This window comes from Limnobacter sp., assembly GCF_036405155.1.
Taxonomy (GTDB): Bacteria; Pseudomonadota; Gammaproteobacteria; order Burkholderiales; family Burkholderiaceae_B; genus Limnobacter.
This window is the reverse complement of record NZ_DASWYD010000006.1, coordinates 263,416-289,707: the sequence shown is the minus strand read 5'-3', so window position 1 is coordinate 289,707 and position 26,292 is coordinate 263,416. Positions and strand designations below refer to the sequence as shown.

Below are 26,292 nucleotides of genomic sequence, written 5' to 3'. Positions count from 1 at the left end.
GATCAGAATGACCAAGTTTCAGATCAAGCGGTGAACATTGGGGGTGCAGTGACGGACCAGGCACAACGCCAGCAAGTCATGCAACTGCTCGTCCGATGAGTCGTCGGACAAAAAGTGCATGCCCGCAATCGATACCCAACGGCGGCGGTCCAGACGGGCACTGGTGTCCTGAATAATCACCACCTGAGTCCCTGTCGCGTACAAATCCGCAAGCGTATTCTGGATCAACTCGGAAGAACGTTGGTAACTGGCCCTCACCACCACCACACCGATCTTGAGGAACTTCGCAGCATTGGCCAATTCTTTGGCGGTGGCACGAGGCAACACCTCATGCTGGCCCCACGTACCGGCGGCCACGGCGCACAATTTCTTCAACAGTTGTGTATTCGGCTCAAGAACAACGACGCCGACAGAATCGAGTGCTGCTGCCATGATTTGCCTTTTGTCTAGGACAAGATAATGAATTGAACCACAGGGACAGCGATTGGGCAAGACAAAAGAACTATTCAATCCATAGAAAAGATTGATTGAATGTCCATGCTTTGTGTGAGACTCATCATAGCCGCCGTTGTTCCAGCAAGCTTCGAGGAAAAGTTGATTGAATCGGTCAATCGCGACAATTGCAGACCGTCGCGCGGCCTGTTGGTCATCAATCGGGCAGATTCAGGTACGGTTTGAGTAGCTCGTGCAGGCGCAACTCGGCCCGCAAAGTGCGCAAAGTCACCAGTACCCCACCAATGCGACGGTGAAGGAAAATGATTTCCTGGGGGGGAATCTTGAAATGCTTGGACATCATTTTGAGTGCAGCCGTTTGTCCTACACGAGCGGGCAGATCGGAGGGCCCAAAACAGTAAGCACCCCCGGGGGTGTACAAGCGTTCGGGAACCCCCGGAGAAAACGGCTTGCGGAAAGGTTCGACAATCAACTCGGTGAGATCACCAAAACCCTCAAGCACGGAACGGGGCGTGTCCGGATCCATCAGGCCAATCTCCAACACGCCTTCGGCGATCTCTGCACGGTTGCGCATCAGTGAGCCACGCACGATTTTCGCGTAACTGTCCACAAAGCGGGCCTCGAATGGGCGTGTCGCGCCAAAGTCCAGTGTTACAACCTGATCATTGTCGCCTTCGGCATCGATGCGCACCCGGTAGTTGCCAAAGTGTGGGTCCGTCTGAACCAGCTTCCAGTCAAAGAACTCGGTCACAAACAGGTCCACAAAAGCCTTGGCCAGCTTGTTGCGCCGCGCCTGTGACAATGCCTGCACCTCGGGAGAAGACACAGAGTAACCCGGCTCGTACCTGGTGGTTAACACCCGTTGCGCGCAAAACTCGGGGTACACCTTGGGCACGATGAATCGTGGATCACTGGCCAGCTTTTCACTGAAGGTTTCCGTGAATGCTTTTTCTTGGACGTAGTCGCATTCGCGCACCAGCATGTCACGAAGCTCGTGAAACACCGGCGTAAGGTCCAATGCCTTGGGCGCCATGCGGGTGGCGGAGATTAGACGAGACAGCGTGCGGATGTCTGTGTCAATTGCATCGGCCACACCGGGATACTGGATTTTAACAACCACGGTTTCGCCGGTTGCCTTGATGGTGGCTTTGTGGGCCTGTCCCAGCGATGCAGCAGCAATCGGCTTGCGTTCAATGTGAAGTTTTTGGATGGCACCATGGCCCAACGCCTGAATCAGTTGAGGCTCCACAAAAGACCAAGACACAGCGGGCGTGTTGTCTTGCAGCGATGCCAACACTTCCACCGCTTCTTCTGGCAAAAAATACTGGCCATACAGGGACAACATTTGCCCTGCTTTCATCACGCTGCCTTTCAAGCGCCCCAATTCGTCAGCCAATTCGCGGGCTTGTTGACGGTAAAAGTCCCGGTTGGCCTGGTCTTTGGATTCGCCGCGGCGAAACAGGTTGCGCACGGTGTGCGATGCAATTTTGGCACCTGCACCCACACCCATTTTCGTCAATGCCACATTGCGCTCAAACGCGCCCGTCTTGATGCGGTCGAGTTCGGAATCTGAAGCGTCGGGTTTGGGGGGCTTGGCCATGGAATGTCGGGTACAGGTTCAATGAAATCCGGGGCTATTGTAGTGCCCTGCCCCGGTTGCGTCGTGAAAATCTCTTCTAAACTGCCAGCCCGGTGCGTTTTAGCGCATCAGTTTTCGCAAGGCTGTGGGGGTAAAGTCGCCTGGTTTCACAGGCACATTGAACTCGGTCGGCGGCTCTTCGTTTTGGAAACCAGAGAAAGCGGACTTCCGCGCGTTGAAATCGTGCTGAACCTCGCCGGCACTGTACATGCCCGGTGCGTCATAGGCTTGCATCAAGTACAACATTTTGACGCGCCACAAGTCCCCCTTGTTGTCGTACTGGTCCATCAGGGCAACATACCAACTGTCTTCATCAATGTACAAAGTCCGCTTGGAGTAGACATGCTCAGCACCTGCTTTCAAGGTACCCTCCACCACCCACACGCGGTGAAGCTCAAAACGGGTCAATTCGGGTTTCAGGAACGCATCACTCAACATGGCCTCGTATTTCAGGGCTTTGTCGGTGAGGCGGTAATTGTTGTATGGAATCAGCAACTCCCGTTTGCCCAGCAGTTTCCAGTCAAAACGCTCAGGGGAGCCATTGAACCCATAGATATCGTCCACCGTGCGCAAACCGTCTGAATTGCCAGCCGGTGCAGCATGCGACAACTCGGGCGCACGAATGATGCGCCGTTGCCCTGAGTTGACAACCCAGGCCGCACGCTGCTCATCTTTGAAATTCAGCGTGTCGAGCACCAACACCGCTTCGCCAGCCTGCGCAGAGGGCCGTGTGGTTTCACCAATCAGGCCAAACAGCGTGTTGCTGCCCGCTTTGTCGATGGCCGGCGCAAATGCAATGGTGGCGCTGCTGGACACCGGGTTGGGCTTTACCCCGGCACCACCGACAAAACTGGCAGTGTGCACCCGCAACGTTTGCACAGGCCGGCGCAGCAGGGTGTTCCAGATGGCCTCCAGACCATTTTTGGGCTGTGGAAATGGCACGCTGCTGCTGAGCAGGCCCTGCAAGGCCAGCCCGTCGGCCGACAAGCGGATTTGTTTGGCTTCCGCAGACACAGCATTCATCATGTCACTGCTGAACACTGCAGTCCGCTGGCTTTTGTAAACCGGAATGGCGTAGTTGGGGTAACGCTTCAACAGGGCTTGTTGACCGGGGCTCAACAGGCTCATGTATTGAGCCTGGTTGGACTGGTTGATGATGTACAGCGGTTTTTCCCCGGCAAAGGGATCCAGATAACCCTTTTTCGGATCGAATCCAGCCGGTGGTTTGGCCAGACCACCCGTCCAATCCGGAATGGTGCCTGCGGCGTTGCCTTTGAGCTCTGCACCCATGGGGGTGGTTTGCGCATGCAGTGGGCCACCAATAACCACCAACACCGAGACCAACACCACCCGGCTCAACGCTGTTTTAACACGGTGATGAATGGGCATGTGGGCTTCCCTTTGTGAACGTTGAATCAATAGGTCATGGCAGTGGCCGACAACACGCGGGTCAGCCCTGCACCAGCAGTGGCGCAGGCGGGTAAATCACCGGCAAAGTCTTCGGGGTTCAACACCTCGCAAGCCAACCCCCGTTGCTGCATCAACTGCTGGACTTCGCCGGAGCTTGAAAAATGCAGGTGAATTTTTCCACGCACAAAAGCACCCAGGGCAGCGGCAAATACACGGCTTAACACATCGTCGTTGTGGGACGAAAAGTGCAAGTCGCTCAAGTAAAAGCCATGCTGAAAGCCTGACAAGGTTTGGCCGATGCGGGACCACAAGTCCAACACGCTGGCGCGGTCGAAGTAATTCAGCAAGCCCTCGGTGATGATGACCAAGCCGCGCTCAGGGTCCAGTTGTTCCACCAACCCGGTCAGGCTGTGTACGCCCTCTTTTGCAAACGCATCAATCACTTCAATGTGGTGGTAAGGGCACACGGCCAGCCGCTGCTCCAGCAACTTTCGCTTTTGGGCGACCATGCCAGGCAGGTCTGCTTCAATGTAGGTGATGTCATCCCCATACTGCTGCACAAAGCGGCTGCCCCTTGGCGACAAACCTGCTGCAATTTCCAGCACCTGGGTGGCTTTGCCACTGGTGATGGCCTCATGCAATTGCCGGTCGATCAAGTCGTGGCGGGCCAACAAAAAGTCTTGCAGCGTGGGGCCACCCAGCTTTCGAGACACTGCCATCGCTGGGCTTAACGCGGTGTACAGGGCCTTGGCTGGCAAAGAGGCCAACTCAGGCACCGACCGACCGTTTTCCTGCCACACCTGTGCGGTGTACAGGGCTGTGGGGCTGATGCGTGCAGCGGACATGAATTGCCGGGCAAGATTGGGAAATAAGCGAGGCAACGTCACAGGGCAAGTTCCTTCAAATAATCCAGAGGGACCAAGCGCAAAGCCGCTTCGTGCGTGGCTTCCAGCAACACGGGCGGTGCAACACCCGCCTTGTAAGCCTCCAGCCAGCGCAAAGCGCACACACACCAGCGGTCACCGGGTTTTAATCCCGGAAAGCGGTACTCGGGCCTGGGGGTGGACAGGTCGTTGCCCACACTCAGCGAAAACGCCAGAAACTCTTCAGTCACCTTGGCACACACCACGTGCCGCCCCGTGTCCAGAGTGCCTGTGGAACAACAACCATCCCGAAAAAAACCGGTCAGCGGCGCATAGGAACACGCCATCAAGGTGCCACCCAGCACATTGCGATCCTCGGCTTCAGGCAATTCACTCATGCATCAACCCCGGGCTGTTTTCGGAATAGGCACCACGGCCATGGTCAAGCGTGAAATGCAGCTCAGCTTGCCCGAGTCATCCCGCAATTCAATGCTCCACACCTGGGATGTGCGGCCCGCATGCAACAAAGTGGCTGTGCCGGTGACTGTGCCCGAACGGACGCCCCGCAGGTGGTTGGCGTTGACCTCTTGGCCAACACAGTAATATTGGCTGTTGTCCACCACCAGGTTGGCACCCACGCTGCCCAATGTTTCGGCCAGCACCACATTGCAGCCACCGTGAACCAGCCCGAAGGGCTGGAATGTGCGCGGCTCGGCTGGCATGGTGCCGCGAATGTAGTCGGGTCCAATCTCGGTGATTTCAATGCCCAAGGCTTCCAAAGCGGTGTTTTTGCCACCGGCATTCATGGCGGCCAGGTCAGGGGTTGCAAACCAGATGGACTGCTTTTCAGGATTTGATTGAGTGGTCATGCTCAGGCTCTTGTGTGTGGATATTGAGGGCTAGGCCGTCAAATTTCACTTTACTGTAACGGAATTTCACAACCTGAGAAGCGATTTGAGCTTGGAAGCGGTGGGTTTCAGGTTCAAACCGGTGGCCAGTTTAATGTTGTCGACCCGTTGGGCAAGCAAATCTGCCGTGGTGTCAAACCCCGCGCCGGCATGGGCCAAGGCCACCACATTGCCGCTGGCGCAGGGCGGCAGTATCAATGCTTGGCCATCAAAGGCTTGAACAAAGCGGGTTTGCCCAGCCAGGGTGTCTTTCTGTTTGCTCAGCACGTTGACCACGCAATAGCCATTGGGGCTGAGGTGGTTTTTACACTGCGCATAGAATGCGCTTGAATTGAGTGGTCCCACCTTCGCTTTGTGATCAAAACCATCCACCAGAATCAGGTCAAACTGTTCAGTAGACCGGGCCAGAACATCCGCACCACATCCAATCTCGATGCGGAAGGTGGGCGACTGCGGGGGCAATTTGAAATGCAGTTGTGCGACCCCCAACACGGCGGGCTCAATTTCCACTGTGGTGACCGTGCATGCTGGCCAGTTGCGGTGCAAAAACTTGGACAAAGCGCCCACACCCAAGCCGATCACCAAGGCGTTTCTAGGCCAATGTGCGTCGGCCTGAAACAGCAATGGCGCCATCATTTCCCGGGTGTATTCCAGTTCCAGGGCATAGGGCCTGGCAATGCGCATGGCACCCTGCACCCACTCGGAGCCAAAGTGCAGGTTGCGCACACCCTTGTCTTCACTAATCAGAATATCCACGTGCCAGTTCGCTGAAAACAGATCAGCGCACAGCATACCGCAGGCTGGTGAACAAACGGGTCAAGCAGTCTTCACCCACAGACACTGGCCCATGCGAACACCACTGCCCTGCGCAATTGAGGGGTGCAACTGCCATGCAGCCGGCACCAACAGAAGGATGGTGGACCCGTGTTCAAACCAACCCAATTCCTCGCCCCGTTGCACGGGCTGGTTCAAAGGCAAACGGGCTTGCCCAGCGTAACTTTGATCAAACAACAAACCCGTGGCGTGTAGCCGAATACCTGCCACCAATATTGCAGCCACAGCCACCATGGCCACAGGCTCACCCTGTGAGCCTTTCAAGTGAAGAACCGCCCTTTCGTTTCGGCAATACAGTTTTTCAAGTCGCCTCACGGTGGGTGGGTTGACATTGAAGGTATCACCGTGAATATAGTCCACCCCGGTCAGTTGCGCCGTCAATGGTGCATGCAAGCGGTGGTACTGGCTGGCCCGAATTCGCAGGGTGATGAATTGGTGGTTGGTGTAGCGCGCCGCTGTGTCGGGGTGAATCAGCAATTCCTGCAAGCTGTAGTCCAGGCCTTTAACCTGAAACAACTGGCCCTGTTGAATCAGCCCATGCGACACCACTTCGCCATCGCATGGCGACACCGCTTGGCCAAAGGGGTCGATGGGTCGTTGTCCAGGCTTTAGGGCTCGGGTAAAGCAGTCGTGAATGGATTGAAATTGCTGTTGCTCAGCTTCATGCAACTGCAAGGGCGTGAAGCGGTTCCAGGCCCACAGGGCAGGCTTCACCAAGAAGGGTTGCCGAACCCGGCTCATGCGGCCCATCCAGTGACTGGCTGCCAGGCGGGGTATTCGGTTGGTCATCCAGAAATTCAGGACGTCCAACCAGGTGTCGGGCTGATTGTGTTGCATGGGTTCAGCAGGCCGCTTTCATCGGCCTGTCATTCACAAAGGGTACAAACATACCGATGCATTTTGACAAGACGGTGTATGGACTTCGACCTTTTGATATGGGTGGCTGGTGCTGGCTCGGCCGGCTATTTGATGAACCTCGGGCATGCACGCCTGCAATTGTCCCGGGCCAAGCACCCGGGCCTGGCTGGGCACGTGCGCATGGCCAAACGCTTAAGCCGCTTAATGCCCTATTACGAACTGAAAGACCAAGCGTTTTTTGATTGTGACGGGGCCAGTGCCGCACTGGTGAACCAACGCAAGGCTGGTTTTTTCAGCCTGTCCGAACGCTTGGCCCAACGCGCCCCCGTGGGCGCCGTGCTGATGCGCGAGGCGGTTCAAACCCTGTCGGACGCACAATTCACCTACAAGTACCGTGTGCCATTTCAGTTTCGACAGATGGTGAACGAGCACCTGCAGCCTGTGCTGTTTTTGTCGAAAAGCGAAGGCGTGCGTGTGTGGGACGTCGACAACCATGACTACATCGACTTAACGGGTGCCTACGGCACCAACCTGCTGGGCTACGACCACTACAAACTGTTCATAGAAGAAGCAGCCAGCGAGATGCACCCACTGGGCCCAGTGCTGGGCCCCTATCATCCGGTGGTGCTGGACAATGCGCGCCGCATATTGAGCATTGCCGGGCAGGATGAAATTTCATTCCACATGTCGGGCACAGAGGCGGTGATGCAAGCCGTTCGGCTGGCGCAATACCACACCGGCAAAGAGCGATTGGTGCGCTTCGCCGGGGCCTACCACGGCTGGTGGGGCGATGTTCAACCCGGCGTGGGCAACCCGGTGAGTGCTGACCGCACGCTAACCCTGCAAGACCTGAGTGAACGCACCCTGAAAGTGCTGGCCACACGGCGCGACATTGCCTGCGTGCTGGTCAACCCCTTGCAGGCGCTTCACCCCAACAGCAATGCGCCGGGCGACAGCGCACTGCTGAACAGTGCACGCAAAGCGGGTTATGACAAGGCCGCTTACACCGCGTGGTTACAAGCCCTTCGACGGGTGTGCACAGAGCGCGGCATTGTGCTGATTTTCGATGAGGTTTTTTTGGGCTTCCGGCTGGCCAAGGGCGGTGCGCAAGACTACTTCGGCGTGCGTGCCGACCTGGTGACCTATGGCAAAACCTTGGGTGGCGGTTTGCCAGTGGGCGTGTTGTGTGGCAAGGCGGAATTGATGCGCCGCTATTCCAACCGCAAACCAGCGGACATCTGCTTTGCAAGGGGCACATTCAATTCGCACCCGTATGTGATGCACACCATGAACGCGTTTTTGCGGCACCTGGACACGCCCGAGGCAGACCGACTGTACGAGAATCTAGACGCTGTGTGGGATGGCCGGTGCGCACAACTCAACCAGCGCCTGAAAGCCGCCCAGTTGCCAGTGGCGGTTCGCAACATGGCCTCGGTGTGGACCATTGTGTATGGCCGTGCATCCCGCTTTAACTGGATGTTTCAGTTTTACTTGCTGGATGCCGGCCTACTGCTGAGTTGGGTCGGTTCGGGCCGCATGATTTTCAGCCATCAATTCAGCGATGTTGAATTCGACGAGGTGTGTCAGCGTTTTGTGGAAGCAGCCCGCGCCATGCAGGCCGATGGTTGGTGGGAGGCTGGTGAAGCCTGCAACACCAACCAGAAAATTCAGCGCCGTGTGCTGCTGGAAAGCTGGCGGGCCTTGACATCGTCCATGGGGTCGATGAGCTGGCCCTTCAGCAGGTAGAACGGGGATTTGTAGTACAGCTTCACATCGTGGAACGGGTCGGTCATGATCTTGAGTGCCCAGACCAGGCCTGTTTCCACATCCCGAATAAAAAACAGGTGCAAGGTGCGGAATACCAACCCTGCAAAACCCAAATACAGCCAGCACTCGCCCACGGTGTGCACAAAGCTTTGAACGTCCGGCTGCGTGGGTGGCAACCCAAACGTGGACGGTGTGAACCAGATCAACGCTGGCAAAGCCACCCAAATGCTCAACAAAATGACTTTGCGCCGCAGGTTGTAACCCACCTTGATGTCTTCTTTGTAGTCGTGGGTGGCCTGGTTTACTTCATCGTAGCTTTTGGGCTCGAAGAAAAAATGGCCAATCTGGCGGCTGGTCATGGCCACCAGCCAGGCCACAAACGCCGCAGCAATGGGGTCGACAAACAGCAGCACATAGCCGAACAAAAACGACAAGGCGCTGAGCAGGTGGAGGCTTTGATTGATGCGGCTGTGGTGGTAATAGCGGTGGTCGTCCCACCGTTGTTCATGCAAGGTATTCAGAATGGATTTCATGCAGGCTAGCCCCAAGGGATCGGGTTGATCGGAGAGTTGAACTCAACTCCCCTTTATGCCAGCCGTATGTTGCGGGAATGTGATCAACGCCCCAGTTCTGAGCGGGCAATCATTTCCTTCATGATTTCAGACGTACCGGCATAAATGGTTTGCACACGCGCGTCTGCAAAAAAACGGGAAATGGGGTATTCCTCGGTGTAGCCGTAGCCACCAAACAACTGCAGACACTCGTGCGTTACTTTCACCTGCAGTTCAGTGGAGGTTAGTTTGAGGATGGAGGCTTCCTCCGTGCTCATCACACCCGCTTTGAAACGTTGCAGGCACTGTTTCCAGTACGCCTTGGTCAGCTCCAGTTGCGCTCGCAACTCCGCCATTTTGAAGCGCGTGTTTTGAAACTGCGACACCGACTGGCCAAAGGCCTTGCGCTGGGTGACATAGTCGGCCGTTGCAGCCATCGCGCCTTCACAGGCACCAATGGCCTGCGAGCCAATGCCCAACCGCTCACGGGGCAATTCCTGCATCAGGTGAATGAAACCCTGGTTCAGGCCGCCCAGCACCGCACTGGCGGGTACACGCAGATTGTCAAAAAACAATTCAGCCGTGTCGTTGCTGTGCTGGCCCATTTTTTTAATGCCCTTGCCCTTCTTGAAACCGGGCAGCGAACTGTCCACCAAAAACAGGGTGATGCCTTTGGCGCCTTTGCTGGGGTCTGTTTTGGCAGCCAACACCAGCAAACCGCAATGCAAGCCGTTGGTGATGAAGGTTTTGGAGCCATTGATGACAAATTCATCGCCATCACGAACCGCCGTGGTGCGCATGCCTGCCAGGTCGCTGCCTGCGCCCGGCTCGGTCATACCAATGGAGCCAACCACTTCACCGGTAATCATTTTGGGCAACCAACGCGCTTTCTGCTCGGGCGTGCCCAGGTTGTTCACATAGGGCGCCACAATGTTGGCGTGCACGTTCAACGCGGTGCTCAAAGCATGCAGGTTCAGGCGGCAGGTTTCTTCCAGAATCATCTGGTTGACTTCAAACGGCGCGCCAGCAGCCCCGTACTCCTCTGGCATGTCAGGCGCCAGCATGCCAGCGGCACCCAGCATCAGCCAGGCCTCCTTGGGCATCCAGCCGTCCTTCTCCCATTGGTCATAATAGGGAATCACCTCTTTCTCCAGACAGCGCAGCAGCATGTCCCGAAACAGGGTGATGTCTTCTCCGGCCGTATTGAATTGGTCCATGCCGCCCATGTGTGTCTCCTGACTTTGTCTTTACTTGGCTGCCATGCGAATGCCACCATCCAGACGAATGGTTTCTGCATTCAGGTAGTTGTTTTCTACCATGGTGACACACAGCTGACCGTATTCGGCTGGGTCGCCAAAACGCTTGGGGTTTTGAACCATGGCAATCAGCGGTTGACGGTATTCTTCGGACACACCCTTCATCATCGGGGTGTCGAAAATGCCGGGCGCAATGGTGTTGACACGGATGCCATAGCGGGACAGGTCCCGGGCCATGGGCAGGGTCATGCCAACCACGCCGCCTTTGCTGGCGGAGTAGGCGCACTGGCCGGTCTGTCCATCGAATGCAGCAACGGAGGCCGTGTTAATCAGCACACCGCGTTGGCCATCGGCATCGGGTGCATTTTTGGCCATTTCCTCGGCAGCCAGTCGGCAAATGTTGAAGGTGCCCACCAGGTTCACCTGAATGGTTTTGTTGAAGGCTTCCAGCGGCAGGGCTTTGCTGTCGCGGTCAAGAATTTTGGAGGCAGTGCCCACACCAGCGCAGTTCACTGCCACATGAATGGCGCCAAAGGCAGCCATGGTGGCTGCAATGCCTGCGGTTGCCGAATCGGCATCGGCCACATTCACTTTCTGGAAAATAACGCGACCGGGGTGGGCTGCGGCCACCGCTTGGCCTGCGGCCTCGTTCATGTCAAAAACAGCCACTTTGGCACCTTTGGCCAAAAACGCTTCAACCGTGGCCAAACCCAGGCCCGATGCACCGCCCGTGACCACCGCCACCGCATTGTCGAGTTTCATGAAATGTCTCCTGCACAGTGTTATGAATGCAGAAAGCGTACCGCAGAATTGGGGGTTGCGGCGTTACAAAAACAAACGAACGTTCGTTTTTTTGCGTTGTTTGAACACTTATGACGGCCGCTCGACACCGGGCAGTGCGCGAAGGCACAAATCCTGCACCAAATGGACAAAGTCGAGCACGTAGGCTTTGTTGGACAGGGCCTTGGGCACCGCGGCATACAGGGTGGACATCAAGCCGTGCTTGCCCAGCCGCACTTGCGCCACATAACCCCGCTCCACATAGCTTTGCACCGCCCAAGCAGGCAATGCAGACACTCCGCGGCGGCTGGCCACCAACTGCAACAAGGCCACCGTCAATTCGCTGGTGCGCCGTGCCGGCTCAACACCGGCGGGTTTCAAGAAATGCCGCACCACATCCAGCATGTCGTCCGGCACCGGGTAAGTGATCAAGGTCTGGTTTTTAAAATCCGATGGGCGCAAGTATGCACGCTCAGCCAATTTGGAATCGGCAGGCACAACGGCCACCATTTCAAACTTGAACAAGGGAAACAGCGTGACGCCCTCTTCCGCACCGTCTTCCGAGACGATGGCCAATTCGGCAGCCGATTGGTGTAGCAAACCCACCGGGTCTGCGTGAAAGCCCGACACAATGTCCAGCTCCACCTCAGGCCAACGGCTTCGGTACTGGTCCATGGCAGGCATCAACCAGTCAAAACAGGTGTGGCATTCCACGGCAACCCGCAATGGCCCACCAGCGCCCTCTTTCAATTGCCGAATGCCCAACTCGCAGCTGTCCACATCCGTCAACACTTTGTGCGCCAGGTTCAGCAGCGTTTGCCCCAGCACTGTGAACCGGGTTTGCCCGCCCTGTTTGTACAACAGCTCCTCGCCGACCCAATCTTCCAAGGCCTTCACTTGGTGCGACACCGCCGACTGCGTGATGCACAGCACATCGGCCGCGCGCGACAAGCTGCCGGTTTCTTCAATGGCTTTCAGTGTTCTGAGGTGGCGCAGTTCAAGCATGGTTTTAATCATGAATATTATTCATGTTTTTAGTGAATATTTATCGTTTGAATAATACAACGATTCAACTCACCATGCGGGTTCTGATTCCAATTCCCTTGAGCACACCATGATCAAATCCCATGTTTTAGGTTTTCCCCGTGTTGGAGAACACCGTGAGTTGAAATTTGCGCTGGAATCCTTCTGGAAAGGCGACAGCGATGAGCAAGCCTTGCAGGCCGTGGCCCGCAGCCTGCGCCAGCGGCACTGGCAAGCGCAAATCGCAGCCGGTTTGGACTTTATTACCGTGGGCGACTTTACCTTGTACGACCATGTGGCTGACCACATTCAACTGTTGGGTTGTGAACCCGCACGCTTTGGTTTTTCAGAACAACAACCCGCACTGGAACGCTATTTCGGCATGGTGCGCGGCAAGACAGGTCATGTGGACACACACGCACTGGAAATGACCAAGTGGTTTGACACCAACTACCACTACATGGTGCCCGAGTTTTCAGCAGCCACTCAATTTGCCTTGCAGCCCACGCGCTTGCTGGAGCAGATTGAAGAGGCCCGTTCACTGGCCCACCCCATCAAAGTCAGCCTGGTGGGACCACTCACCTTTCTGTGGCTGGGCAAATCAAAGTCAGCCGGGTTTGACCGACTGAACCTTCTGGACCAACTGGTGCCGGTGTATGCACAGCTGCTGAGCCAACTGGCCAAGGCCGGTGTGACCTGGGTACAACTGGACGAGCCCGTGCTGGGCCTGGACATCCCGTCCGATTGGTTGTCCCGCTGCGAGTCGGCTTACCAGCCTTTCAAATCCACCGGTGTAAAAGTGCTGTTGTCCACCTACTTCTCAAGCACACAGGGCCACACCAGCCTGTTGTGCAAGCTGCCGGTGGATGGTCTGCATGTGGACTGCTGCCGTGCGCTGGAAGACCTGCCACTGGTGCTGGACTGGTTGCCCAACTACAAGGTGTTGTCTCTTGGCCTGGTGGATGGCCGAAACATTTGGGCAACCGACCTCGACCAGGCTCACAGCTTGATCCTGAATGCATTTGAAAGCGGCAAGGGCGAGGTGTGGATTGCACCCAGCTGCTCGCTGTTGCATGTGCCCTACCGCCTGAGCAGCGACACCAGCATTCGCGCTGAGGTGCGCCCCTGGTTGGCTGGCGTGCATGAAAAACTCGATGAACTGAAATTGCTGAAAACGCGCATTGAAGCCCACCTGGGCAAATCCAGTTGGAGCGGTGCGCAGGCGCAGCTTTGGCAAGCCCACCAAGCACGCATACAGGCACGCAAGCAAAGCCCGCTGACCAGCAACCCCGCCGTGCGTGCGCGCCTGGCGGCGTTGCCAGCCGATGCAGACCAGCGCAAAAGCCCGTTCAATGCCCGGCAGGCCAAACAGCAGGAGAAATTCAACCTGCCCATGTTGCCCACCACCACGATCGGATCGTTTCCACAAACCGCCAACATTCGCCAATTGCGCGCACGTTTTCGCAAAGGCGAACTGGATCGTCACCAATACTGGCAAGGCATTCAGCAGGAAATTCGCCAAGCGGTGGAGTTTCAGGAGCGCATTGGGCTGGATGTGCTGGTGCACGGCGAGGCCGAACGCAACGACATGGTCGAATACTTTGGTGAACAACTGGAGGGCTTCACCTTCAGCGCCAACGGTTGGGTGCAGTCGTATGGTTCACGCTGCGTGAAGCCCCCAATTTTGTTTGGCGATGTGAGCCGGCCGGTGCCCATGACGGTGGACGTGACCCGTTTTGCCCAAAGCCTGACCGACAAACCCATGAAAGGCATGCTGACTGGGCCCGTGACCATTTTGCAATGGAGTTTTGTACGGGATGACCAGCCCCGCAGCGACACAGCCTTGCAAATTGCACTGGCCGTGCGCGACGAAGTGTGCGACCTGGAAGCGGCAGGCATCGGCATGATTCAAATTGACGAGCCCGCCTTCCGGGAAGGTTTGCCATTGAGAACATCCCGCTGGAAAGACTACCTGCAGTGGGCGGCACGGGCCTTCCGCATCAGTGCAAGCGGCGTTGGTGATGAAACCCAAATCCACACCCACATGTGCTATTCGGAATTCAACGACATTCTGCCGGACATTGCAGCACTGGATGCGGATGTCATTACGATTGAAACCAGCCGGTCTGACATGGAACTGTTGCGGGGCTTCGGGGAGTTTGCCTACCCGAATGAAATTGGTCCGGGCGTGTATGACATCCATTCACCCCGGGTGCCCAAAAAGGCCGAGCTGATTCGCCTCATTCAAAAAGCGATTGAGGTGATTCCAGCCCGCAACCTGTGGATCAACCCGGACTGCGGACTGAAAACCCGCGCCTGGGCTGAAACCGAACAAGCCTTGAAAGTGATGGTGGAGGCCACGGCCGACACCCGGGCCATGCTCAACACCTGAAGTGCGTTCGGCGGGTCAGCAAAACAGGCGGGTTTCACGTTCATAGGGCTTTTGATCAGGATTTTGCGTGGACAATAATCCCCAAAAGCATTGAACTTGGAGCCCCACCATGTCTGTTGACCCGATTGTGATCGTTTCTGCCGCCCGTACACCCATGGGCGGTTTTCAGGGCAGCCTGTCCAGCCTGCCAGCCGCCGATTTGGGCGCACATGCCATTGCCGCCGCGCTGAAGCGCACCGGGCACCCCACCCTGTCGGAACGGGTGGATGAAGTCATCATGGGTTGTGTACTGCCCGCTGGGCAAGGCCAAGCCCCCGCACGCCAAGCGGCGTTGGGTGCAGGTTTGCCGCTGGACGCAGCATGCACCACCGTGAACAAAATGTGTGGCTCGGGCATGAAAGCCCTGATGCTGGCCCACGATGGCCTGATGGCTGGCAGCAGCACCGTGGCCGTGGCCGGTGGCATGGAAAGCATGAGCAATGCACCCTACCTGCTGCCCAAAGCCCGGGCTGGCTTGCGCATGGGGCATGGGCAGGTGATGGACCACATGTTTTTGGACGGTCTGGAAGACGCCTATGAGCGTGGCCGCCTGATGGGCACCTTTGCCGAAGAATGTGCAGACCAATATCAATTCACGCGGCAAGCCCAGGACGAGTTTGCGGTTCGCTCGCTGCAACGGGCCAAAGACGCCATTGAACAGGGCCACTTTGCCTGGGAAGTGGCACCGATTGAAGTGCCGGGCCGCAAAGGCACGGAGACGGTCACAGTAGACGAACAACCCCTGAAAGCCGACCCCGCCAAAATCAGCCAGCTCAAACCCGCCTTCCGGCGGGACAGCGGCACCGTGACAGCGGCCAACAGCTCATCCATATCAGACGGTGCAGCCGCCTTGGTCTTGATGCGGCACAGCACAGCCAAGTCCATGGGCCTGCAGCCTTTGGCGGAAATACTGGGCCATGCCAGTCATGCGCAAAAGCCCAGCTTGTTCACCACAGCCCCCGTGGGCGCCATTCAAAAATTGTTTGCAAAAACCGGTTTGCAGGCTCAACAGGTGGACCTGTACGAAATCAATGAAGCCTTTGCCGTGGTCACCATGGCCGCCATGCACGATTTGAACTTGCCGGCTGACAAAGTGAACATTCACGGCGGTGCCTGCGCATTGGGCCATCCAATTGGCGCCAGCGGTGCGCGCATTGTGTGCACCTTGCTGGGCGCATTGAAACGCACTGGCGGTAAAACAGGCGTGGCCAGCCTCTGCATTGGCGGTGGCGAAGCGACAGCCATGGCCATCCGCCTGCTGGATGCCTGATGCAAAGCGTTGTTTATTTCCTGCTGGCCGCGGCACTGGCCGTGCCGCTGTTCAAGCGGCTTGGCCTGGGTGCCATTTTGGGTTATCTCGTGGCCGGTGTGGTCATTGGGCCCCAGGTGCTGGGTTTGATTGTCGACCCTGAGAAAGTGCTGCACCTCTCCGAGATTGGCGTCATCCTGTTGCTGTTCGTGATTGGCCTTGAACTGGAACCCGCCAAGCTGTGGGCCATGCGCAGCCAGGTGTTGCTGTTGGGCACAGGCCAGTTGGCTGCCACTGCGGCGGTGGTGTACGCGGTGCTGGTGTATTTGTTCGAAATGAAATCCCACAGCGCCTTGGTGATTGCACTGGCGTTGGGCCTGTCATCCACCGCTTTTGCGGTTCAGTTGATGGCCGACAAAGGCATTCTGGGCAATGAAGATGGGCGTCGCGGCTTTTCCATTTTGCTGTTTCAAGATTTGGCCGTGGTGCCCATTCTGTTTGTGGTTCAGGCAGTGGCACCGGTCGAGTTGAACGACAAAGACCTGGCCTGGTGGATTGCGCCCACCACCATCCTGGGGTTGGTGGTGTTTGCGCGCTTTCTGATCAATCCGATATTGAATGTGCTCTCCCGCTACGGTGGCCGCGAAATCATGACCGTGGTGGCGCTGCTGATCGTTCTAGGTGCCGCCACCATCATGGAGAAAGTGCAGCTCTCGATGGGCTTGGGTGCATTCATGGCTGGGCTGATGTTGGCCAACTCGTCATTCCGCCATCAACTGGAAGCCGATGTGGAGCCCTTCAAGGGCTTAAGCCTCGGCCTGTTTTTCATTTCCATCGGCATGACCCTGGACTTGAAGCTTCTGGCCCATTCGCCCATCACGGTGGCCTTCGGCACTTTGGGGCTGATGGCACTCAAGACCACGGTCATTATTGGCTTGGTGACCTTGGCGCGAGTGCCGTTTCCGCGCGCACTCATGCTGGGCCTCATGTTGTGCCAAGGCGGCGAGTTTGGATTTGTCATCATGGCGCAGGCTTCTGCACAAAAACTGCTGCCCGCCTCCACCGCCGACATGGTCAACCTCATGGTGGGTTTGTCCATGGCACTCACAGCACCAGCAGTGTTGTGGTTTGATCGGTTCACCGACAAGCAAATTGCCAAAGACCCACAACAACAAGCCAAATTTGACTCTCAGGAATCCGAGGTGCTCATTCTGGGTTTTGGTCGATTTGGTCAAGTCACCGGCCGTATTCTGGCGGCCAACCAAATCCGCTTCACCGCGCTGGACAAAGACGCCGACCACATTGAGTTCGTGAAAAAATTCGGCAACCTGGTGTATTACGGCGATGCCGCACGCCGCGAGGTGGTCGAGGCTGCTGGAATATCGCGGGTTCGCGTCGTGGTGGTGGCCATTGACGACCCCCAAACCGCCAAAAACCTGGTGGCCTACATTTCAGCCAATTACCCCAAGCTGACCATCATTGCGCGGGCCCACAACCGGGTGGACTATGTCGCCCTGAAAAAGGCCGGGGCTCACCAAGTGATCCGCGAACTGTTTGGCGGTGCCCTGGAAGCGGCCACCAACACATTGAACGCCTTGGGATACAGCGATGGTGCGGCCATGCGCGCCGCCGAAGTGTTTCGCAAACACGACGAGGACATGCTGAACCGACTGGACAAAGTGCAAGGCGACCCGGACAAGCTGATTGAACTGGGCTTGAAAGGACGACAGGAACTCGAGGAGATTTTCCGGCAAGACCAAACCATCGGTGGTCGAAACTGAGCACACCATGAACGAACTATTACACCTGTATCGAGAAAGCCTGCCTGTGATTGAGGCGGTGTTTGATTTTCTGGAAAGCCGACTGGGCCGGGTCATTTTGACCGTGCTCATCCTCTTCATGGCCACCTTCATCAACCGCTTCATGCACTGGCGCCTGGCGGTGAAGAAAACAGCCGACCCTTCCGGCGACTTGCGGGCCACCTGGGTGCGCCGACGCAACCTGGTGTGGGTCACGGCTGTGCTGCTCATTCTGGCCTTGTGGTCCAACCAGATCACCGGCTTTTTGATTTCACTGGCAGCCATTGGTGGTGCGCTGCTGGTGGTCAGCAAGGAGTTCATTCTGTGCGTGTGGGGCGCCCTGATTATTTCGCTCAACAAAAGCCTGAAAATTGGCAGCACCATCGAAATTGGCCAATACACCGGCCAGTTGGTCAACACAGGCTTTGTCAGCTTTGAACTCGCTGAAATTGGCCCCTCCAAAAAGCAAACCGGGCGCCTGCTGCAACTGCCCAACAGCCTGATTTTTCAGTGGCCCTTAAAAAACCTGTCGGCTTATGGTGCCTATGGCATTCACTTGATTGACTTTCATTTTGACCGGCGCGTGAACATTCAACGCGCAGAAAACCTGGTGTTGAAATTGGCCAATGAGGCGGGCAAGCACTGGATTTTGGAGGCAGAGCGACATTTCACCCATTTGGAAAACAGCCATTTTGTGGATTTGCCCAAGGCACAACCCGAGGTGTTTTGGAACAGTGTGGATGAAAAATGTTTGCGCATGACGCTGCGCCTGGGTTGCCCACTGAACAAACGCGGCCAACTGGAAAAAGCGGTGGTGAAACGTTTTTGGGTGGAGTATTTAGAACACCCTGTGGATACCAACACACAGGCTCAAGATTAAAAACACTACGACTGAATCCACTCCACGGGCAATGAGCGGGACTGACACACCAACTCTTGCAAAGCGGCCCTGTGAAAAAACAGGGCTGGGTCCACCGGTTCAGACACCAAAAACCCCTGGATACAATCCACTGGCAAAGCGTTCAAGGCGCGCAGCGTGTCGAGGTCTTCCACCCATTCAGCCACGCACAAATAGCCCAAGCTGGCTGACAGTTGGCTGATGGCCGACACCACCGCACGACTGGCCCGGTTGTGGCACATGGTGCGCACAATCGAACCGTCAATTTTGATCATGTCCAACTGCAAGTCGATGACATAGCGCAGGTTGCTGTAGCCCGAACCAAAATCGTCCAGCGCAATACGAACACCCAACTGCCGACAACGCGACACAAAGCGCTGCACGGCATGCAAGTTGGACATTGCACCCAGCTCAGTGATTTCAAGACACAACTTGCTGGCCGCCTTGGGGTGAGCCCGAATCAATGCCAGTGAATCGTCCAGAAACGCCGCTTGGTTGAGCGAGTGTGGGGAGATGTTCACGCAGAGTGTTTTCAGGCCCTCCAATGCATCCGCATTCATATCCAGATATTCCAGACACCGCGTCATCACCCAATTGTCCAGAAACGCCATCTTCCCCAACTGCTGGCAAATTTGGAGCACGGCGTCTGCATTCGAAAAGCACCGGTTGCGACCATGCGTGGGCTCATCAAACCGCAACAAGGCCTCGGCATGCAGGCCATCGCGCGCGGCATGACGACACAGCAACGGTTGCCACGCGAGTGTTAAATCTGCCGGCATTTGATTTTGCAGCAAACCCCGCAGCAACTGCCATCGCAGATGCCCTTGGGTATGAGCGCTGTCGCGCGCTTGTTGTGATGTAAACGGGTGTGCCACTTGCTGCCCTCCTGCGTGGCCCGCCACTATTTCACACCCGCAATCAGATCGCTCGAACTCGGTAGGGTGACGGAAGACGAGTATCATCCCAACGGAGTAACCTCACTGCAAAACACCAGTAAAACAACCCCAATCGAATCAGACCAGGAGACCTCGGCATGACCAAGAAGACTTTTGACGTGGTGGTATTTGGCGCCACCAGCTTTGTGGGGCAGATATTGACCCGCTACCTCTGGAACCGTCACGGTGCAAACGGAGAAATCACCTGGGCCATTGCCGGACGGGATGCTGCCAAACTGGCCAGCCTGAAAGCGTCCCTCGGGGATGGCGCCGATGCCTTGCCGGTGATTTTGGCCAATGCATCCAACCCGACCGACCTGGAGACCATGGTGTCCCAAACCCGGGTTTTGGTGTCCACCGTGGGGCCGTATGCCCTGTATGGTTCGGAACTGGTGAGGGCCTGTGCTGAGGCCGGTGTGGACTACTGCGACCTGACCGGCGAAGTGCAATGGATTGCCCGCATGATTGCAGCCCATGAAGCGACAGCGAAGAAAACCGGCGCGCGCATTGTGCATTGCTGCGGCTTTGATTCCATTCCATCGGACATGGGGGTGTACTTTATCCAGCAAGCTGCCAAGAGCCAATTTGGTGAACCTTGTCAACAGGTGGCCATGCGGGTTGGTCGTTTCCGGGGCGAGTTTTCAGGCGGCACCGTGGCCAGCATGATCAACATCACCAAGGAAGTGACGAAAGACCCATCCCTGGCCAAAAAACTGGCCAACCCATTTTTGCTGGCGCCAGAAAAGCTGGCCGCCCGTCAACCCAATGTGAAATTTGCTGAGTTCGACAACACAGCCCAAAGCTGGGTGGCCCCGTTTGTCATGGGCGCGATCAACGTGCGCGTGATTCACCGCAGCAACGCCATGATGAACTACGCCTACGGCAAAGATTTCAAATACGACGAGGCCATGATGACCGGCAAAGGCCTGAAGGGTCGACTGACCGCTGCCTCTGTGGCCAGCGCGCTGACCGGCTTTTTTGTGGGTGCCGCCATTCCACCCAGCCGTTGGGTTCTGGAGCGCTTCGTGGTGCCCAAGCCCGGTGAAGGCCCCAGTGAAGAAGCACAACGCAAGGGCTTTTACGAGCTTCACTTCTTCGGTACAACCAGCCGGGGGCAAACCTTGCGGGCGCGTGTCAAAGGCGACATGGACCCTGGCTATGGCTCAACAGCCAAAATTTTGGGCGAAGCCGTTACCTGCCTGGCCCGGGATTTGCCAAAAAATGACGACGGTGGTTTCTGGACACCGTCGTCCTTGATGGGTGATGCCTTATTGGCGCGCCTGCAAAACCATGCAGGCTTGAGCTTTGACCTGATGGACCAGTGATCAGGCTGCTTCGAATCGGGCCAGCATTTGGCCCTTTTCATCGTACAGCTCCAGCCAGTTGCCCAGAATGTTCCAGGACCTGACTTCGGACAGGCTCTGGACAAAGGGCCCTTCAACATCGTTGGGTGACGTGCAGGCCATCCGGGTGGAGGCCACGGTTGATAAGCTCAAACGCTGGCCATCCAACTGGTAACTGCCCAAGATGGCATTGCACCCGCCTGAACCACTCAAGCGTTTGCTGTCCGCCTGCAACAGCAGCTGTGGTGCGCGGGGCAATTGTCCGGCGTCAATGTCCTGGTCGCCCAGTTTCACCAGGTTCCACACCTGGTTTTGTAATTGTGCGGGTGTTTTGGGCATTGCACATTTGGAACCGGCTTTCACATCGTCCAGGCGCAACACGGTCAATCCTGCGGGGTCGCTCTTGCCCTGCAGCGTTGCGGTCTGTGTCAGTTCACCGTACACGGTGGCCACCACCGTTTGAGCCCCCTGCGCGCGTGCATTGGCCCACGCTGCAGCCAGTTTGTCGCTTTCGCCAGCAGGGGTCACCGGGAACGTTTTGCCAGTCGCACATTCGGTGAACTGGGCTGCATCCGCAGTGGCGGTGAATTCACCTTGCAAGGGGTGCAACCGGACACTGACGCTTTCGGGCTGTGGCAAGCGTGTCAAGGTGTAGTTTTGCTGGGACAGGATATTGCGTCCTTCAATGTCTTGCAGACGCAGATTGCCATCGGCCTGCAGCGCAAAAAACACCGGGTTTTCGCCTTGCCCACGCAGGGCGATGACGGGCCCAAACGCCGCCTGGGACCAACGCCCAAGGTCGCTGCGCGTGTCTGGCCCTTGAACACCCCTGTAGCGGTACGTCAGCACGTAGGTGTGGTCAGGATTGAACGTGACCGTGTACTGGATGGCCTCGCAACTGGCACAGGGCAAATCGCCCTGAAATGTGGCGGGCAAAGCGCCCAAAGCCAACGGGTGAGCAGGTTGATCGCCGGGCAAAGCGGGTTGTGACCATACAGGGCTGGCAAAGGCCAGCACACCACAGCAGATTGCAGCATTCATCGTCTTCTTCATTGTTGTGAACTCCATTGAAGGGGTTGATCGATTATTGCCCACATCCAAGTCAACGCCTGACCAAGTAACACGGTGTACAACCACTGCAAACTCCACCATGCCAACCTCTCTGAAACCCGCTTGCACAGCCATTCTTGCAATATTCTGTTTGGGGCACCTAACCGCCTGCACATCGGAGTCTGCATCCACAACATCACAGTCTGGCCGCACCACCGCGGCCGAAGTGAGTACCTTGTGTTTTGAAAATGCCTGTGCCGATGCAGTGCCCCTACTGACGGTGCCCGATGCAGAAAACATGATTTTTTCCAACAGTGGTCGCCTGTTTGTGTCCGGCGGCACAGGTGTTTTTGAAGTGGTCAAGGCCGGTGCAAACAGTTTCAGCCTGACGGCGCTGAATGACACTGCATGCAACTTCACAGGCCTGGCCATTCAACGCAATGTGCTGTATGCCAATTGCGGCGACGGCACGCTGTGGGCAAGCCCCTTGGACAGCAAGCCCATGCGTCTGAGTAAAATATTCACCTACAGTGGAACGGCTTTGCCCAACGGGCTGGCGGACGGACCGGATGGACGCAGCCTGTATGCAGCGGACGGTCCCTTGTCGACCACGGCCCTGCCCTCGCCCAAATTGATCCGCCTGCAACTCGATGTTGCCAACCCTTTGGTGGTGACACAGCAATCCACATGGCTGGATTTGACTGGGCGCTTTCCAAACGGACTGCAGCGGCAAGGCAATATCCTGTATTTCACGGATTCGGCACCGCCCAGTCTGGGTCAATTGAATGGGGTTGCAGTGCGCGGCGATGGCAGCGCTGGCACCCCCTTCGTGATTGCCACCCTGCCCCAGTTGCCGGACGATTTTTCTATTCTGGCCGACGGCAGTTATGCGGTGACTTATTACCTCACCGGGCAAATTGCGCACATCAGCCCCACCGGCGCGGTGTTGGCATTCACCACCCCCCTGACATTTTCAACAGGCCCATCGCAGGTTCGTCAGGGCCGTGCGCCGCTGTTTTCACCCCAAGACTTGTTGGTGACCGAAAAAGGAATTATTGGTGACAACAGCTCGCCAGTGGGCAACACACTGACCTTGTTCAGAAAAAATAGGCAATAAAGACTGGATCAGCATCTATTGTAATGAGAATAGTTCTCATTTAATATAATCTCCATCAACCCCGACGGAGACTTGGATGCGCGCCATGGATTGCCCTCTGCGACAAATCGAACAACTCATGTTTGAAAACCAAGTACTGACCCGGCATTTGGCGGGGATTCAAGAACGTTGCGCAACACTGTTGACACAACGTGCGCAGGAAATTGATCAACTCAATCAAGTAATCGAGTTTTTAAGCGGAGAATTGCGACAGCGAGATCAACGAATCTGCTTTCTGGAAACCAAACTTGAGTCACTTCGGTTGGCGACCAGTCCAGCGCTGGAACCCAGCGTGGGCCATCAACGGCGTGAATGGTAACCAAATTCAAAGTGGTGGGTTTCGCCATCCACATTGACATCCAGGCTTAGGTACTGCACCGAGCCTGCGGGCAAGCGGCGGGCCAGGGTAATTTCGCCAGCCGCGGTTTCACCGGGTTTGACCACGCGGGGCTTCAATCCCAAACGCTTCAGCCGGTCCAGGTCGTTGTAGGCGCGCTGCACGTCCAGCCGGTCATTCATGCCATCGTCGAAACCGGCAAAGCCAAAACCAAAACGCCCACCAAAACCCACGCCTGACTGATAGTACGGCGCCACGTACCCTGGTCCGGGAAGCACTGACAGTCGATACCCGTAGTAGCTCAAGCGGTTTTCAATGTCTTGCAGTTGTGCCTCGTAGCTCAACACCGGAACTGCTTGCCCGTTGAGGGTGGCGGCCACATTGGCCGGAGAAAACTCCACTGGATTTTTGCCGTGGTTGGTGAAACTCACCATGAACCGCAAGTCATCAAACTGGACCATTTGCGGTGCGCTGGCGCCCACCTCCACCTCATGGACTTTTTTGGAACGCAGCGACTCAACCCCATTGTTGAACACAGACACCTGTGTATTCACCGGCTGGGGGCGCACATCGTACACCGAGGCACAGGCGCTCAATGCCGAAACCAACACCAAGGCCACCACGGGCTTGACCCACTTCACCAACTTCATGTCATGCACTCCACACAGCGTACGCAGGCACCCAGTTTATCGGGGTTTGACCACCGCCGCCATGGGTGCCAAAGCCGCACGCCGTGCGCTTTGAGTGGGTACCATGCCGAGGCCATGCACACCCACGGTGTCGATTTGATTCTTAAAACGCGGCACGGGCAATTGGGTGGACGCATTGCCTGAAAAACTGATCAACTGCGCACCCAGCACATCGGGCGAATTGTCTTCCAGCTTGTTTTGCCACCAACATTCAAACACAGCCTTGTCGGCATCCAGTTGCACGATGCCATACCCATGCTCGACCCATTCCATGAACTGCACATGCCGATTGCCCAACAGGGTGGCTGTCTCAATGGCGCGCGTGGCCGCCACCTGCAATGGGAATGGCAAACCAGGCGCGGCATTGGCCACCAGCTCATCGGCCCCGCCGCGGCCCATGGACGATGGTGCAAACTCCACAGCCACCGAAGCGGCCCGAAGATTGACACCCGGCAAATTCGCGGTGGACAAGCGCTGCGTGCCCGCAGCTGGGTTGGACGGCATGGCCCCTGGCCGTGTGGAAGGCACCGGCGGGGCCACCTGGTAAGCATTCAGGTAAGCAGTGGTGGCATCCTCCACCACATCGCTGGCCCAGTTGCCATGCATGTCGCCCGACACAATCACGCAACCATCCACAGGAGCTTGACCGCCCTCACCCCGCAGGGCTTGAACCAGTGCGGTGCGCTCGCCCGGATAATCGCTCCAGCGCGTGGGCAAGGGAAACACCGGTGCGCCTTGCACATTGGGCACCACCCAGGGTGCAAACCAGGTCTGGTTGTTCAGCACCTTCCACACCACGCCATTGGTTTGGTCCTGTCGTACCCCCTCCACCAACCATTCAAACTGCCGTCGCCCCATCAGGCTGGGGGTGTTGGCGGGCAAGTGGCTGGCGTCCACAGTCTGCTTGTAACCGGGCAAGCCAATCTGCGTGTCCAGCGCGCGGAAACTGGCCAACGGCCCATATGGCAGGTGGCGGTACACCAGTTTCGTGTTGGTGGGCAGCGGGTATTCAGTATCGGGATAGAGCAAAAACTCACCGCTGCCGTCTGCTTTCACGGGGCGCGAGGGTGTCCATTCCCAAAAGGCCCGCGTGGTGTCGTCCAGGGTGCAGGTGGACTTCACACCGTCTGGCAGCGTGGTGGGCAGTTCATTGCCAAAGCCAGGGTCAATGTCATGGTTGTCCCAGGTGATAAACCACGGGTGTTGCTGGTGGGCCGCCATCAGGTTGGGGTCAGACCGGTACAGGGCATAGCGGCGCCGGCATTCTTCCAGGTTCAGCCAATCCCGGTAGTCCACATGGTCTGTGGTGGCTTTTCCATTGCGCGCGCGGACCCGTTCATCCTGGTCCACAAAATCGTAAATATAGTCACCGCAGTGCACCACCAGGTCCAGGTCGTCCCGACGGGCCATTGCAGCAAAACCGCTCCAGGTGCTGGACCAGTAACTGGAGCACGACAACACGGCAAAGCGAATGGCCTCCACTTGGGTTGCGGGCGCGGTACGGGTGCGCCCCACAATGCTGGTGTAGGGTCCGGTTGCAAACTGGTAGTAGTACGTGGTGGCGGGTTCAAGGCCCGACACATCGACTTTCAGGGTCCAGTCCCTGTCGGCGATCACCCGTTGCTTGCCCTGTTTCACCGTGTCAGACATATCCGGGCGAGTGCTCACAGCCCATCGAACCATCACGCCGCTGCTGGGTGGGTTAATAAAGGTCAGGCGTGTCCACAACATGACACGGTCAGCCAGTGGGTCTCCGCTGGCCACGCCATGCGCAAAGGGCAAAGCCAGCAACAGCGGGAAATCAAATGAGGCGGGTTCTTGACCGGGCTCAGGCAATGCGCCTGTGAATTCAAGGTTCACCGGGTTTTCGGTGGGCGTGGTGGGGGTTCCACCATCGCCTGACACACCACCAACAGCGTTGATTAAATCATTGTTGCCGCCGCAAGCGGTGAGTGTGCTGGCCGCAAGCACTTTCAAAACATCCCTGCGCTTCATGAGGCATCCATGTCATGGGTTTTGATTGATACCGCAACATGGACAAATCGGATTGACGAGATTTCGTA

General features: G+C 56.9%; 24 protein-coding genes. 8 read left to right on the top strand and 16 right to left on the bottom strand.

Going from position 1 to position 26,292, the window contains the following annotated elements:
* Positions 1-18 precede the first annotated feature (18 nt).
* The 8 genes from VGE55_RS07625 to asd all read right to left on the bottom strand — a co-directional run bounded on the left by VGE55_RS07625 (position 19) and on the right by asd (position 6,944).
* Positions 19-432, bottom strand: coding sequence for a hypothetical protein (locus VGE55_RS07625; protein ID WP_331131112.1), 414 nt, complete (start codon positions 430-432; stop codon positions 19-21).
* A gap of 217 nt (positions 433-649) precedes the next feature.
* The gene (locus tag VGE55_RS07620; protein ID WP_331131111.1) at positions 650-2,053 is read right to left on the bottom strand and encodes an AarF/ABC1/UbiB kinase family protein; all 1,404 of its coding nucleotides are present in this window, start codon (positions 2,051-2,053) and stop codon (positions 650-652) included.
* Positions 2,054-2,152: 99 nt separating this feature from the next.
* Positions 2,153-3,481 carry a DUF1329 domain-containing protein gene (locus VGE55_RS07615; RefSeq protein ID WP_331131110.1) on the bottom strand — a complete coding sequence of 443 codons (1,329 nt, stop codon included), beginning with the start codon at positions 3,479-3,481 and terminating at the stop codon, positions 2,153-2,155.
* A 26-nt stretch (positions 3,482-3,507) separates the two neighbouring features.
* Positions 3,508-4,347, bottom strand: coding sequence for a class I SAM-dependent methyltransferase (locus tag VGE55_RS07610; RefSeq protein ID WP_331131109.1), 840 nt, complete (start codon positions 4,345-4,347; stop codon positions 3,508-3,510).
* Positions 4,348-4,385: 38 nt separating this feature from the next.
* Complete coding sequence (locus VGE55_RS07605; RefSeq protein ID WP_331131108.1) at positions 4,386-4,763, bottom strand: DUF2237 domain-containing protein; 378 nt, start codon at positions 4,761-4,763, stop codon at positions 4,386-4,388.
* A gap of 3 nt (positions 4,764-4,766) precedes the next feature.
* On the bottom strand, positions 4,767-5,234 hold the full coding sequence (locus tag VGE55_RS07600) for a hotdog fold thioesterase (RefSeq protein ID WP_331131107.1): 468 nt from the start codon (positions 5,232-5,234) through the stop codon (positions 4,767-4,769).
* A 66-nt stretch (positions 5,235-5,300) separates the two neighbouring features.
* A complete protein-coding gene (locus VGE55_RS07595) occupies positions 5,301-6,029 on the bottom strand; it encodes a fused MFS/spermidine synthase (protein WP_331131106.1) in 729 nt (242 codons plus the stop codon).
* Between the two features lie 60 nt (positions 6,030-6,089).
* Complete coding sequence (asd, locus tag VGE55_RS07590) at positions 6,090-6,944, bottom strand: archaetidylserine decarboxylase (protein ID WP_331131105.1); 855 nt, start codon at positions 6,942-6,944, stop codon at positions 6,090-6,092.
* Between the two features lie 78 nt (positions 6,945-7,022).
* Between asd and VGE55_RS07585 the strand changes: the two genes are divergently transcribed.
* Positions 7,023-8,711, top strand: a complete 1,689-nt coding sequence (locus tag VGE55_RS07585; RefSeq protein ID WP_331131104.1) for an aminotransferase class III-fold pyridoxal phosphate-dependent enzyme — start codon at positions 7,023-7,025, stop codon at positions 8,709-8,711.
* On the opposite strand, the gene VGE55_RS07580 is transcribed toward VGE55_RS07585, so the two are convergent.
* The 4 genes from VGE55_RS07580 to VGE55_RS07565 all read right to left on the bottom strand — a co-directional run bounded on the left by VGE55_RS07580 (position 8,633) and on the right by VGE55_RS07565 (position 12,336).
* Positions 8,633-9,265 carry a hypothetical protein gene (locus tag VGE55_RS07580; protein ID WP_331131103.1) on the bottom strand — a complete coding sequence of 211 codons (633 nt, stop codon included), beginning with the start codon at positions 9,263-9,265 and terminating at the stop codon, positions 8,633-8,635. The genes VGE55_RS07585 and VGE55_RS07580 overlap by 79 nt on opposite strands.
* An 83-nt stretch (positions 9,266-9,348) precedes the next feature.
* Complete coding sequence (locus tag VGE55_RS07575) at positions 9,349-10,509, bottom strand: acyl-CoA dehydrogenase family protein (RefSeq protein ID WP_331131102.1); 1,161 nt, start codon at positions 10,507-10,509, stop codon at positions 9,349-9,351.
* Between the two features lie 21 nt (positions 10,510-10,530).
* Positions 10,531-11,301, bottom strand: a complete 771-nt coding sequence (locus tag VGE55_RS07570) for an SDR family NAD(P)-dependent oxidoreductase (protein WP_331131101.1) — start codon at positions 11,299-11,301, stop codon at positions 10,531-10,533.
* Between the two features lie 108 nt (positions 11,302-11,409).
* Positions 11,410-12,336: a LysR family transcriptional regulator gene (locus VGE55_RS07565; protein ID WP_331131100.1), complete on the bottom strand. Its 927-nt coding sequence runs from the start codon at positions 12,334-12,336 to the stop codon at positions 11,410-11,412.
* A gap of 97 nt (positions 12,337-12,433) precedes the next feature.
* Between VGE55_RS07565 and metE the strand changes: the two genes are divergently transcribed.
* The 4 genes from metE (at position 12,434) to VGE55_RS07545 (ending at position 18,701) form a co-directional block, all read left to right on the top strand.
* The gene (gene metE, locus VGE55_RS07560) at positions 12,434-14,734 is read left to right on the top strand and encodes a 5-methyltetrahydropteroyltriglutamate--homocysteine S-methyltransferase (RefSeq protein ID WP_331131099.1); all 2,301 of its coding nucleotides are present in this window, start codon (positions 12,434-12,436) and stop codon (positions 14,732-14,734) included.
* Between the two features lie 109 nt (positions 14,735-14,843).
* On the top strand, positions 14,844-16,043 hold the full coding sequence (locus VGE55_RS07555; RefSeq protein WP_331131098.1) for an acetyl-CoA C-acyltransferase: 1,200 nt from the start codon (positions 14,844-14,846) through the stop codon (positions 16,041-16,043).
* Positions 16,043-17,803: a cation:proton antiporter gene (locus VGE55_RS07550; protein ID WP_331131097.1), complete on the top strand. Its 1,761-nt coding sequence runs from the start codon at positions 16,043-16,045 to the stop codon at positions 17,801-17,803. The genes VGE55_RS07555 and VGE55_RS07550 overlap by 1 nt, the downstream gene beginning before the upstream one ends.
* 7 nt (positions 17,804-17,810) lie before the next feature.
* Positions 17,811-18,701 carry a mechanosensitive ion channel family protein gene (locus VGE55_RS07545; protein WP_331131096.1) on the top strand — a complete coding sequence of 297 codons (891 nt, stop codon included), beginning with the start codon at positions 17,811-17,813 and terminating at the stop codon, positions 18,699-18,701.
* Positions 18,702-18,706: 5 nt separating this feature from the next.
* On the opposite strand, the gene VGE55_RS07540 is transcribed toward VGE55_RS07545, so the two are convergent.
* Positions 18,707-19,498, bottom strand: a complete 792-nt coding sequence (locus VGE55_RS07540; RefSeq protein WP_331131095.1) for an EAL domain-containing protein — start codon at positions 19,496-19,498, stop codon at positions 18,707-18,709.
* 254 nt (positions 19,499-19,752) lie between these two features.
* Between VGE55_RS07540 and VGE55_RS07535 the strand changes: the two genes are divergently transcribed.
* Complete coding sequence (locus VGE55_RS07535; RefSeq protein WP_331131094.1) at positions 19,753-20,979, top strand: saccharopine dehydrogenase family protein; 1,227 nt, start codon at positions 19,753-19,755, stop codon at positions 20,977-20,979.
* Here the strand turns inward: VGE55_RS07535 and VGE55_RS07530 are convergent, their stop codons facing one another.
* Positions 20,980-22,050, bottom strand: a complete 1,071-nt coding sequence (locus VGE55_RS07530) for an META domain-containing protein (protein WP_331131093.1) — start codon at positions 22,048-22,050, stop codon at positions 20,980-20,982.
* 97 nt (positions 22,051-22,147) lie between these two features.
* On the opposite strand from VGE55_RS07530, the gene VGE55_RS07525 reads away from it, so the two are divergent.
* Positions 22,148-23,164, top strand: a complete 1,017-nt coding sequence (locus VGE55_RS07525; RefSeq protein ID WP_331131092.1) for a hypothetical protein — start codon at positions 22,148-22,150, stop codon at positions 23,162-23,164.
* Positions 23,165-23,249: 85 nt separating this feature from the next.
* Positions 23,250-23,522, top strand: a complete 273-nt coding sequence (locus tag VGE55_RS07520; protein WP_331131091.1) for a hypothetical protein — start codon at positions 23,250-23,252, stop codon at positions 23,520-23,522.
* Here the strand turns inward: VGE55_RS07520 and VGE55_RS07515 are convergent.
* Positions 23,504-24,190, bottom strand: coding sequence for a hypothetical protein (locus VGE55_RS07515; RefSeq protein ID WP_331131090.1), 687 nt, complete (start codon positions 24,188-24,190; stop codon positions 23,504-23,506). The genes VGE55_RS07520 and VGE55_RS07515 overlap by 19 nt on opposite strands.
* Positions 24,191-24,226: 36 nt before the next feature.
* Complete coding sequence (locus VGE55_RS07510) at positions 24,227-26,224, bottom strand: alkaline phosphatase D family protein (protein WP_331131089.1); 1,998 nt, start codon at positions 26,222-26,224, stop codon at positions 24,227-24,229.
* Between the last annotated feature and the right edge of the window lie 68 nt (positions 26,225-26,292).